A 12,855-nucleotide genomic window follows, 5' to 3' on the forward strand; every position below is an offset into this window, starting at 1 on the left:
TCATACTATATCGGAGTCAACACCTCCTTTCTAACAGAAAAGAGCCTCGGCTGTATTGCCGGGGCTCTTTTCATGAAAGCTTTGATAAAGAGAAAGGTATTCCTGCCTTCTCTAAAGCCTGTATTTCCCGTTTATTGCTGCTGAATAAGATTACCTGAGATTTCCTTTGACTAATATATTTCAAAGCCTGTATCAGGCGTTTTTCGTCATACATGGCAAAAGTCTCATCAAGAATAAGAGGAAGCTCCTCCTCCTGACATAAGATTGTACCGCATGCCAGCCGAAGCGCCAAATAGACCTGTTCTGCTGTTCCGTAACTCACCTGATAAAGCTGAAGGTATTTTTCTCCTGTATCCAGATAAATTTCAAAATTTTCTGTCAAAAGAACTCTTTTATATTTCCCTCCTGTTATCTGTGCAAAAATTTCTGAGATTTCATCTTGTAGTTTTTGACCTGTAAGCTTCTGAAGATTTCCTGCTGCCTCTTTTATCTTAGCTTCTGCAATAGAAACAGCCTGTATTTCCTTGCGTATTTTTTCTATTGTATCATAATCATGCTTTCTCTCTGCTGCTGCTTCTTTCAGATTTTCAAGCTTCATTTGCCGCTCCTGAAGGCTTTCTTTTAAAAGTCTTCTCCGTTCTTCTGTTTTAGCTTTTTTCGCAGCTTGCTGCTCCCTTTTCCTTTTTTGTGACAACAGATAGGACAGTCCAAAATACATTCCCAACAGCAAAAGCGGGAGTACAATCGCCATTATCGGGCTTTTCCAAACCCATACGCCCAACACTGCTCCGACTAAAAGTAATATTGCCAAAAGAATGATTTTTCCTTTTCCCCTCTCTTGTACTTCTCTTGCAGAAGCATCCCCTGAAAGCTTCTCTTTTAATTTTCTCTGAATATTTTCTATTTCCTCTTCCTCAAGATGAATTTTTAAAGCACTTTCCCTCTCCTGCTTTTCCTTTTCTGCAAGAGCTTCCCTCTCCTTTTGCTCCAACTCTTTCCTGCGCTTCTTTAAAATCTCCACTGCCTGTTCCGGATGAAAGCGAAAGTCTCCTGTCCCCTGAAATTCAGACAGGTAATCACGGATTTCTTTTAAAAGTCCCTCTTCCGTCCGGCTTTTTGCCTGTCCGACAGAAACTGTATTTTCATAAACATTCTCTGTAATGCCTCCCAGAAGCATGTCCAAATCTCCATGCTCCACGGAAAGCATCTCTCCGTCTGTTTTACAGACAAGAATAGGCGCTTTTGCAAATTTTCCGAAGCCTCTTTCCAGACGAAACGTTCTTTCTCCACAGGTAAACACCATACTGCCTTCATACCAGTTCCCGTTTTCCCATGGCATATAGCGGCTGTAAATATCTGTCTTGGAAGCTTTTCCTCTGCCTCTTTTCATGCCAAACAGCATACTTTGAAGAAATACGTGAATAGTGGACTTTCCGCTTTCATTCTCGCCGAAAAGAATGTTTATTCCTTCTTTTAGCTCAATTTCTTTTCCTTGAAATTTTCCAAAGTTCTTTAAAATCAGACGATTGATAATCATAATAGCTCCTCCCCTGACTCTAAAAGCGCCTCTACGCCATATTGAAATGCCTTTTCCATTTCTTCTGTACGCTCTTCCTTCTCAAATAATGCAAGATATGCCTCCATAATACTGCCCTTATAATTTTCCTTTAGCTGTTCCTTGGAATATGCCATTGTGGTCTTATCTTCTATCTCTCTGACATTCCCCAGCTTATAAAAAGCATCTGTAAAAAATTCTGTATGGACAGGCTTTTTCCCTTCCAAAAGAATGGTATAAAGATGCTCCTCTCCCTGTTCCCCAATAGTTTTCCGTATTTCATTTTCTAAAGAAAACTGTGTGGTATCTTTTCCTACCTGTATGGAAACAGTTCTATATTCCCTTATAGATGAAGATACAAACTCTGTGTAAATTTCCTTTTTTCGGATTTCTCCTTTTATATAACCGTGAGCGCCTGTCTCATTTTTATCAAGAGGCTCTAAAGAGCCTGCATAAATCACTTTATTCTTCTGTAAAACCTGCGGTTTGTGAATGTGCCCCAACGCTACATAATCAAAGGGTGTATACAAAAACGTATCCCCTGAAATGGGAATATGCGTTTCGTCTCCTCCGTGAGCCAGCAAAATATTCACAGGCATAGGAGAAGAAGAAATTTGCATCTGATTATATCTTGCCTCTAAAATTTCTCTGCTATGGTAGCTGAAACCATATACTCGAACACCCAAATCAGCAAAATCCACATGGGAAAGCTCTTCCTTAGAAAGCCAGAAAACGTTTTTTGCCCATGAAATCTTTTTATAAAAGGAATTTTCCTTTATGTAATCGTGATTTCCTGCAATGAGAACAATTTTAGTATTGGGAATAGATGCAAAGAGAGCGTTTACTTCTTTTAATTCTTTTAACAAAGGCTGTCTGTGGAATAAATCTCCCGCAATGAGAAACAGACCGACATTTTCTCTGCCGGCCTGCCTGATAACATTTTGAAAACTTTCCCAAATTTCCCTGCCTCTGTCATAACTCCAAGGGAAGCCTTTATCCGGCGTTGCCCCCAGATGTACATCTGCTATATGGAAAAATTTCATAATACTCCTTTATAATTCACAGTTGTTTACAGTTCTTGGGAACGGAATAACGTCACGAATGTTCTGCATACCTGTTAAGTACATAACACATCTTTCAAATCCCAGTCCAAAACCGGAATGACGAGTAGAACCATATTTACGCAAATCCAGATAAAATCCGTAATCTTCTTCGTTTAAGTTCATTTCTTTCATTCTTTGGCTTAATTTTTCGTAAGAGTCCTCTCTCTGACTTCCTCCGATGATTTCACCAATTCCCGGAACAAGGCAGTCCATAGCTGCAACTGTTTTTCCATCCTCGTTCTGTTTCATGTAGAAAGCTTTGATTTCCTTTGGATAATCTGTAACAAATACAGGGCGTTTGTAAACCTGCTCTGTTAAATATCTTTCATGTTCTGTCTGTAAATCACAGCCCCAGTATACTTTATAGTCAAACTTGTCGTTTGCCTTTTCCAGAATTTCAATGGCTTCTGTATAAGTAACGTGTCCGAACTCGGAATTTAATACGTTGTTCAATCTGTCTAAAAGTCCTTTATCTACGAAAGAGTTAAAGAAGTTCATTTCTTCCGGTGCGTTTTCCAGAACGTAACGGATAACATATTTCAGCATGGACTCTGCCAGCGCCATATTGTCATCTAAATCTGAAAATGCCATTTCCGGCTCAATCATCCAAAATTCTGCTGCGTGACGTGTTGTGTTGGAGTTTTCTGCACGGAAAGTAGGTCCGAAAGTATAGATGTTACGGAATGCCTGTGCAAAAGTTTCTCCGTTTAACTGTCCGCTTACTGTAAGGTTTGTAGGTTTTTTGAAGAAATCCTGTGAAAAATCCACTTTTCCCTCTTCTGTTTTCGGAATGTCATTTAAGTCCATGGTTGTAACCTGGAACATTTCTCCCGCACCTTCACAGTCGCTTCCTGTAATCAATGGTGTGTGCACATATACAAATCCCTGTTCCTGAAAGAACTGATGAATAGCATAAGCAATTAAAGAACGCACTCTGAATACCGCCTGAAAAGTATTTGTTCTCGGTCTTAAATGAGAGATTGTTCTTAAATATTCCATGGAGTGGCGTTTTTTCTGCAACGGATAGTCTGCTGCTGAATCACCCTCTACCATAATCTCTGTTGCCTGAATTTCAAAAGGCTGTTTAGCCTGTGGTGTTGCAACTAAAGTTCCCTTTACTACGATAGCTGCACCTACATTCAATTTTGAGATTGCCTGAAAGTTTTCCATTGTATCATGGTATACAACCTGTAAGGTTTCAAAAAAGCTTCCGTCATGAAGCACAATAAATCCGAATGTTTTAGAGTCACGGACACTTCTTACCCAACCGCCCACAGTAACTTCTTTATCCAGATATTCTTCTCTGTTTCTGTAAATCTCTTTTACTGTTGTTAACTGCATATCTTTATCTCCTTCTTATCAATCCGTATGCTAAAAAGCTTTGCAATTTCCTTATAGTATATCTCATTGCCCTGTTCAGTGCAAGGCTAAAAAGGATGGAACAGCTATTTTAAGTTCTCCGGATTGAGACATTCCAGCTCAGGAACTACAAATCTTCCGTCTTTACGAACCAGAACATCATCAAAATAGATTTCTCCTCCGCCGTATTCCGGTCTCTGAATTAACACCAAATCCCAGTGAATGGCTGAATGATTGCCGTTTGGCGCATCATTTTCATAGCATCTGCCCGGTGTAATATGGATAGAGCCCTGAATTTTCTCATCAAAAAGTGTATCCTTCATAGGATTTAATACGTAAGGATTTACTCCGATGGCAAATTCCCCTACATAACGTGCTCCTTCATCAATGTCAAATACTTTGTTAATTCTCTCTGTGTCATTGGCTGTTGCCTTAATAATCTTACCGTCCTTAAATTCCAGACAGATATTTTCATAAGTAAAGCCCTGAAATGCGGATGGTGTATTGTAGGACAGGGTTCCGTTTATAGAGTCTCTTACCGGGGCTGTAAACACTTCACCGTCAGGAATGTTACATTCCCCGCTGCACGGAACAACCGGAATATCTTTAATGGAGAAGGTCAGGTCTGTTCCCGGTCCTGTAATGCGCACCTTATCTGTCTTTTCCATATATTTTACAAGAGGTTCCATAGCCTTTGCCATCTTGCCGTAGTCCAAAGTACATACATCAAAGTAGAAATCTTCAAAGGCCTCCAGACTTGTGTTGGAAAGCTGTGCCATAGAAGCATTTGGATATCTCAAAACAACCCATTTTGTCTTTGGCACACGGATGTTTCCATGAACCGGTGTGCTGTAATACTGCTCATAAAGATTTAATTTTTCAGCCGGAACATCAGACTTTTCAGATACGTTATCGCCTCCGCGAATACCAATGTAGCAATCCATCTGAGACATTTCCTGTCCGTCAACTTCTGCCATAAGCTGAAGCTGCTCTTTTGTGCAGTGCAGAAGCATTTCTCTTTCTACCTGTGCATCTGTAAAATGTGGAAACGGAATTCCCCCTGCCTCATATACTTCTTTTATCAGCTGTCTTGCCAGCGCCTTTGTTTCATATCCCACGTAATGAATATAAACTTTTTCTCCTTTTTGAACTCTGCAAGAATGGTTTACTAATACTTTTGCTAATTTTTTAATTCTTTCATCCATAATTTTTTCCCTTTCTTTTATTCATTAATTTTTTCCATATAACAAATGAAAACATTTCCGTTTTCCTCAAATACCTTTGTGCTGTCATTCATACCCATAGGAGCTGTTGTCTGAGAAGACGGGTCATATAAGTAAGTGTTATAGCCGTCAAAGCCTACTATAACCTTTGAAGCTCCGCCTTCACCTTTTACAATCACAGGTCTTTGTGCACCGGTTTGATATAAAATCTGAGAAAGTGTACAGCCTGTCATATCCACAGCCTGTCCCTGCTTTTGTATCTCTTTTTCCAACTCGTCTGCACTCAGAGGAGCTTTTTTCACTGCATCGGGAATATCTCCCAGAGCAAGCATTGCCTTATCTGCTGTATTGCCTCTTTCCCACACATACTGCTGTGCTCGGTTGAGTACAACTCCTGCGTTGGTATCGGCTGTCTGGATTGCCTCTGCTGCATTTTCATAAATCCCCCATAGTTTTCCCATGGCATATACATAATATTCTTCCTTGTTCTTCTCTTTCTGCTCCATATTCAGAACAACATCCTTTGTGTTCTCCATAAATTTTGCTTCCATAACAAGGGGCTCCTGTTTGCTGCCGCCTTCAAACTGCAAGCCGATAATATTTGCCTGTCTGTCAGTTGTCATAAGCGCCACAGCAAAGGTTTTATCCTGCTTATCTCTTACATTGTTTAAAATCTGGCTGCTGGTAACCGTTTCGTAGCTTTCTCCATTCCACTGCGCTCTTATAATCTCAAGCAAATTATCCTGAAACTTCACATCCATCACATAATATCCGTCTTCATGGTAGGTTTTCTTTACTTCGCCTGCTAAATTCTGAATACGGATTTCATTCATGGCAAACTGTCCGCCTACGATATCGCCGTCACCGGCAATACCATAAACAAGGTCATCGTTCATAAATCCAAACACTCGCAGCTTTGTACCTTCTTCTGCCTGAATTTTCTTCTGCTTCTGTGTTTCCATATCCATCATCGTAATAGACGTACCGTTATTTACATCCATACCATCCAGCCATGCCACATATCTGCCGCTTTCTGATACCTTGAAGCAATCATCTTTCACATTTTCCTGCAAAATTTTATATTCTTTGTCTTCCATGTGAAACTGATATAAATCTCCGTTCAAAACTCTGTAAAAATATCCGTTCTTACTGATATAAGTAAACTTTTCAAGCTCCTGTTTCAAAAATTCAAAGGATTTTATACTGGAAAGGAAAAACCTTTCTTCTACAACATTCTGCTCGGCGCTGTAATGATAAACGGCAGTTCCTACTTTTCCTTCATGCTGTCCTCTGTTCATATATCCGTATAAAACAAAGTCCATGTCACCGTTTTTCTCTACCCGCACAAGCTCAATATCATGCTGAGAATAGTCATTTCTTTCATCGTTGCTACCCAAATCACGGAAGCTGAAAATACAGCTTAATTTGTTAGTTTTTAAATTATAAGACCATAAATCACCCTGCTGTACAAAAGCTACAATCTGCCCTGTGCTGTCAGACAAATACTGCACGTCCTTATCTGTAACACCTAAATTCAACTGACCTTCTGTTACAACGGATTGCTCTGTTGTCAGCACCTGCTTTGCACTTCGGTGAAAATCAAGAAGTCTTATTCTGGTCTGGTCGTAACGCATACGATAAAACTCATCTACCTGATAACGCTCAATCTCGCCCTTTTCATTTTCAGCCGTCATGTAATACGTAATGGAAAGACTTCCTGTATTGGCATTGATATCTTTAATAGAAGGAATTCCCGGTCTGCTGACTTCCGGTTCCAGCTCTTTCCATGTAACCATGTCCAAAGTAGAGTGAATATTCAAATCGTTAAAGCTGTTATTTCCTCCGGAATTATCTGTTTCCAAATAGGTTCTCAGCTCTCCTTTTCCTTCTTCCTCGAAGGTTTTTGTATAAAAGCTGTTCACAAACTCAATGTATTTTTCTGTGCTAAGTCCTGCTCTTTGTATCAGTCTTGTATAATAATTCCAACTGCCATGCTCTGTTTTTAAGGTAAAATTCAGCGCATACTCCTGATCCATCAATATGGATTTCTGCAAAGTAAACGCAGCGCTTAATGTTCCGTCTTCCTCTTCCTCAAAATGGTTAATCTTATTATTTTCTATGACTTTGCTGCCATCGGAAGTGCGGATTTCATATACCAGACTCTCTATCTTCTGATTATACGGTGTAATGCTGACCTGCAAGGTTTTATCCGTTCCCAAAGGTGTCAGGGTATCACGCATAAAATCTGCCTGCATATCATCCTTATATCCATACATGCGGTTGACTGGCATACCGCCGATTTTCATTGCCATGCAGGGAATTGACGCCGTCTGCAAATCTGTTTTATTATCTGTATTCTGGCTGTTCATAAGGCAGCTGAAGCCTGCCACACCCAAAATAAAGATAAAAAACAAAATCAAAATTCTTCTTAGCTTTTTTTTCATTTAAAATCCTTCCTGTCTATTTCTCAAACAACAGCTTTTGGAGAGTGGGCTCTGCATGAAATGCCTTTGCACATGCTTCCCATTTTCCCTGCTGTTGTATATCATTTTTCTTATTTTCGTTTTTCACTGCACGGATAAGCAGATTTTTAGGTGTATGCTCCATATCAATAAACTCTAAAATCTGTGTATCATATCCTTTGCTCTGAAGCATCTGTGCCCGAAGACCATCTGTCAGTAAAGCTGCAAAGCGTTCTTTTAAAATTCCATATTCCAGTACCGGCTGCAACGCTTCGTTAGATACTTGTCTGTTCAATTCATGCTGGCAACATGGCACAGAAAGAATAACAGACGCTCCCCACTTCACAGCTTTCGCCAATGCATAATCCGTAGCTGTATCACAGGCATGAAGTGTTACCACCATATCCACCTTATCTGCCCCTTCATAAGAAGCAATATCCCCCTGAAGAAAACGAAGCTTTGTATATCCGTATTTTTCTGCCAGTTTGCTGCAGGTTTTAATTACGTCTTCTTTTAAATCCAGTCCTGTAACGCGGATATCGTACCCTTTCAGCTCCTTTAAATAATAGTACATGGCAAAGGTAAGGTAAGACTTTCCACACCCAAAATCAATAATCTGTACCTCTCTATCCTTAGGAAGCTTCGGCAGCACATCCTCAATAAATTCCAAAAAGCGGTTTAACTGTTTAAATTTATCATAACGTGCATTTTTCACCTTACCGTCTTGGCTCATGACACCTAAGTCCACGAGCCAAGGAACAGGTACGCCTTCTTTTAAAAGATAATTCTTGGTTCTATTATGAGAAAGCATAGGTACATACTCTTCCTTTGCCTTTCCCTTATTTTCTTTTACCTTAATGGTCACTTTGCCTTTTTTGCTCACCAGCGCAGATGCAGAAACTTCTCTTGTTTCTAACTGAAGCTGCTTGAAGTTTTCTTCCATTTGGCGAATTAAATATGCAACCACATTTTCTTTATCAAAATTTTCATGAAGCTCCTTTTGGCCTTCTGTTCTGGTCACCTGATAAACAAGCTCCCCTTTTAACAAAATGGGACGCACCTGAAGCTTTGATATTCCATCTTTTTTTCTGGCATTACTAATTACGGCTTTTTTCAGCTTTTCATTTATATATTTATCTAAAAGTTCTTTTAATTTATCCATGTTTTTCCCCTGTATCTTGTATTTCCCCGTATCCTGCACAAATGTTCGCAGGCTATTACTATTGTAAAAGCTTTGCTAAAAATCCGCAACCCCAAAACAGGCAGTTTTACAAATTTACCTACAACGTTTTCTTCTGCAACGCCTCCGATACATCTCCTGGCAGAACAAAGTCCTTATAAATTCTCCTAATAAGTTTTCGGAAACGCTCTGCGTCTGCATTTCCATCCGGCTTTCCATTCTTTGACAGGCTCTCTCTATACTCCATTTATCCGGATATTCGTCATATAAAAAGCTTCCTTCATAATCCAGTCTGTCGCAGGCATCCTCGACCATTGCCTGTATCATTCCCGCTGTCTTTGGATAGTAAGTACGCATAAGGTTTTTCTCCTCCTCCGCAGGAGCTTCTCTCATATAAAATTTACCTTTTTCTGCTGTTTTATAGAATGGTTTTTTCTCTTCCATGGATAATCTCCAAATATTTCTTCCTATTAGTATATGAGGGGGAAAATATATTGTTAGAGTACTATATAGGAATATCCCTGTATTTTACGCTCAGTCTGCGTTCCCTTTGAGCCTATGGTCTCAACGGGTACTCGACAAATTCGCTAAAAAAATAAGGACATTTTATTTATATTCCACAGCAATACATTTTCAATCTGTAAGGCGAAAGGATGAGGCGATGTAATGGTAGCGCAACAGATGAAAATTTAAACAAATCAGTATGCGAAGTGTGAATGATACAGTAAACTAGTTGGATTTTGTTTGCAGTGAAGTAAAGCTTACGTCTTCTACAAAAATGGATTGTTCTTCTAGGTTCTGAAGATAGGTCAGTATATTGTCTTTTTTTCCTGATACGCAGTAGTTTTCGCTTTCCAATGTTTTTAGTTTCTGTGCGTCCTGATATGTTTTTTCTAAAACACCGACTTCGTCTGTCCATGCTTTTCTGCCGTCACATAACCCTAAGTCTGTCCAAAGTTCAGAATTATCCAAGAGATTTTTTAAATTTGATAGATATACTTTTTTTAATTCTTTTTCTGATAAAAGCTCTCTCTCGTCTTCTTTTTCCATACATACGGTACGGTTGCTTAACTGTAAACCACCCTGAAATTCTGCATTTGGCTGATATACCTGTATCCAGTCTATCTGAACAGGCAGATTTTGAAGCTCACTTAAAGTCTTTGCCTTGCTGTCGCTGACAACTAAGTATATCATAGCTGACTCCGGCAATTCTTCTATCTGCTCCACAATTTCCTCTTTATTACTATATGGCTGCTCAAACCGCCCGAAAATATGGGTAAAATATAATTGATTAGGCTCTATCATGTCTGTATATTTTCCACATTTTACATGAAAACCTGCGTTTGGAGTTCCCAACTGTACCTCCGACTTTCCATCTGTTACCTGTACCTGAACTTCATAATTGGCAAAGCCTTTTGGCGTAACCTCCATATCCATGATTTCTGTATAAGGTTTGGAAAGCTCCCAATAGTCCCTCATCACATTTGTATAAATTTTATCCGGCTCTTTGTTTAGCTTATAGGGATTGAAATATAAACAATTCATGACCGGACTGATAATGGCAAAAATCAAAAGCAAGAAAATAAGCGTTGCCGAAACCGTAGTGATTATGATTTTGCGAATTCTCCTATTGATACTCTGGTTAATCTTCTTTTCTAAATCATCTTTAAGCGGAAGCTCCTCCACAAGAGCATTTAATTCTTCATCTAATTTTTTCTCGTTCCAGTCTTTCATCTACATCCCCTCCTTCATACTGCTGATTAATTTTTTCTTTGCCCGACAACGTATCTGCCTTACATTCTCTTTTGTCAGCCCGTGAGCTTTGGCAATCGCCTCATCGCTTAATTGAAAATAAATGCTTTCCATTAAAATTTCTTTCATTTGCACCGGTAAAGCTGCAATCGCCAAAAACAAAGCTTTTCGCTCCTCCTGCTCAATCATGCCTGCTAATAAGTCCTCTTCTGAACTCAAATACTCGCAAATCAGTTCTCCATCATCTAAAAGCTCTTTTTTACGCTTGTAGCATAGATTGTAAAATTCATTTCTTAATACCTTTACCAGCCAGCCTTTTAAACTCCCTGTGTTTTCGTATGACAGAAATGCTTTTACAAAGGTTTCCTGAAGCAGGTCTTCTGCATCTGTCCGGTTCTTGGTAAGAGACAGAGCATATAAATATACAGATTTATGGTATTTTTCATAAATCAGTTGCCATTCATCCTTTTTCATACGCTCCCTCCCTTCCTTCTATTATTAAAACACATAACGCAGGGATTTGTGACAGTTTTTATGGGAATTTTGTATGCAAAAAGCCCCTTGCATATACAAACAAGAGGCTAAAAATCAATTTCTTATCCTATTATTATTTTGTAGTTTCTATTTATTTCATAAAATGAACTTGTTTCCCTTTATCTTCAAATACACATTTTTTATTCTCTACATCAACATAATTATAACCATAATATGTTTGAAAACGTACACATCCATCTGTATATTCTCCTACCTTTTCATACGGCACATCTATAGTAAATACAATTTCTCCAGTTTTATCTATAAAAGCAGTAGAATGGTCATCAACCGGATATGACAGCATTCCATTCGAAACTCCTAAGTAATTTTTAAAGTCTCCCTCAACCTTAATCGGTTCAAATGCAAATTGTCCGTTTTCATCCAACATTGTTACGTATTTACCATCTGAACCGAAAATTTCTACTGATGCATATCCTCCCGAATACTCTCCGATATGTCTTATATCCACATCCGGGAAAGCTTCCTCAGAAATCATGTTTCCATTAAAGTCATATACTCTAATGGTTGTTTCATCATTTGTACGGATACCACTAAATGTTAATACTGTATTATCTGAAACCAACATATCAGCTACTCTATAATCATATGGAGGATTAAACTCTGCTATTAAGTTCCCTTCCAAATCACAAATACCTCCTTCTGCAATTAATTTATTACCTCTTTTTGCATGAATTCTTGTACTGTATCTTCCTCCATTAAGATTATTAATTTCAGTCACCTTGCCATCCTCTCCAGAAATACAAACATTTCCCGTTAATATTATCCCGTTTCCAAGTATTCCATCTGTGTACTCCCCTAACTCAGCTGACAAAGGAATCACTTCTTCTCCGTTATTATTTACAACACCATATTGCACTTCTTTTGTTTGGTATCCAGAAGGCCGTTTTTTAACAAGATAATATCCATTTCCCATCTTCTCCACTTCACTATATTTCTCGCCTAAATCCACAATAATATTTCCTTCCACGTCATAGATTTTAGCAAATTCTCCCAGGTCTTCCCATAATAATCCTCCACTTTGAAAAGTAGCGCGATATCTTGCATCACGATCTGTTATCCCATACGGATATTCTCCTGCATCTTCTAATTCAAATACAACACTTCCTTCTTTATTTATCACTACCGGTTTGTCTCTGTCCTCATCTGTCCGAATTAGTACTGCTGCCATTCCTTCTGAAAAATTTTCTCCATCAATTATATGGATTTCCTCTTCTGAAGAATCTGTTTCAGACTCTACATTTTCTCCTTTTTGTACTTGTTTCATCTCGTTTTGTATATCTTCCAATTTTTTATCTGTTTTGGTAAATATTTCATCTATCCACTCCGAATTATCAGCTTCAAACAATAATTCATCTGTCTCCTGTTCTAATTTTGATTGAATATTATAATCTAAGCATCCTGATACCACAAGAATATCATTTTCCAGATCCCATGTTCCTTCCACTATTTCATCATCACTGCCGTCTTTATACATACATGTTTTATCTTCATATAAAATCAAAACACTTCCCGCTTCCCCTAGCCAAGTTCCCTCATAATCTGCATATCTCTTTTCTCCACAGGCATTTATCATAGATACTATACATACCATTAGAACCATCACTACTATTTTTTTACATTTTCTCATATTTTTTCTCCTTTTAATAGTTCGTCTTTCATATTATCA

10 protein-coding genes are annotated in these 12,855 nt (G+C 38.6%); all 10 read right to left on the minus strand.

Annotated features, from left to right (window positions below; all coding sequences use genetic code 11):
- Window positions 1-70 precede the first annotated feature (70 nt).
- A complete protein-coding gene (locus CGC63_RS14220; RefSeq protein WP_003022314.1) occupies window positions 71-1,537 on the minus strand; it encodes an AAA family ATPase in 1,467 nt (488 codons plus the stop codon).
- Window positions 1,534-2,598, minus strand: a complete 1,065-nt coding sequence (locus CGC63_RS14225; protein WP_003022312.1) for a metallophosphoesterase family protein — start codon at window positions 2,596-2,598, stop codon at window positions 1,534-1,536. Before CGC63_RS14225 ends, CGC63_RS14220 begins: the two co-directional genes overlap by 4 nt.
- A gap of 9 nt (window positions 2,599-2,607) precedes the next feature.
- A complete protein-coding gene (gene asnS, locus CGC63_RS14230; protein ID WP_003022310.1) occupies window positions 2,608-3,999 on the minus strand; it encodes an asparagine--tRNA ligase in 1,392 nt (463 codons plus the stop codon).
- 104 nt (window positions 4,000-4,103) lie between these two features.
- Window positions 4,104-5,222, minus strand: coding sequence for an aminopeptidase (locus CGC63_RS14235; protein WP_003022308.1), 1,119 nt, complete (start codon window positions 5,220-5,222; stop codon window positions 4,104-4,106).
- 17 nt (window positions 5,223-5,239) lie between these two features.
- Entirely contained in the window at window positions 5,240-7,684 is a 2,445-nt protein-coding gene (locus CGC63_RS14240) for a hypothetical protein (protein ID WP_003022306.1), read from the minus strand.
- A 16-nt stretch (window positions 7,685-7,700) separates the two neighbouring features.
- Window positions 7,701-8,864, minus strand: coding sequence for a class I SAM-dependent methyltransferase (locus CGC63_RS14245; RefSeq protein ID WP_040351191.1), 1,164 nt, complete (start codon window positions 8,862-8,864; stop codon window positions 7,701-7,703).
- 114 nt (window positions 8,865-8,978) lie between these two features.
- Window positions 8,979-9,326, minus strand: coding sequence for a hypothetical protein (locus CGC63_RS14250; protein WP_003022303.1), 348 nt, complete (start codon window positions 9,324-9,326; stop codon window positions 8,979-8,981).
- Window positions 9,327-9,611: 285 nt separating this feature from the next.
- Window positions 9,612-10,616 (minus strand): sigma factor regulator N-terminal domain-containing protein, encoded by a 1,005-nt coding sequence (locus CGC63_RS14255; protein ID WP_003022301.1) that lies wholly within the window; start codon window positions 10,614-10,616, stop codon window positions 9,612-9,614.
- Complete coding sequence (locus CGC63_RS14260) at window positions 10,617-11,108, minus strand: RNA polymerase sigma factor (protein WP_003022299.1); 492 nt, start codon at window positions 11,106-11,108, stop codon at window positions 10,617-10,619.
- Between the two features lie 151 nt (window positions 11,109-11,259).
- A complete protein-coding gene (locus tag CGC63_RS14265) occupies window positions 11,260-12,816 on the minus strand; it encodes a WG repeat-containing protein (protein ID WP_003022297.1) in 1,557 nt (518 codons plus the stop codon).
- Window positions 12,817-12,855: the final 39 nt, after the last annotated feature.

Source organism: Blautia hansenii DSM 20583 (assembly GCF_002222595.2).
Taxonomy (GTDB): Bacteria; Bacillota; Clostridia; order Lachnospirales; family Lachnospiraceae; genus Blautia; species Blautia hansenii.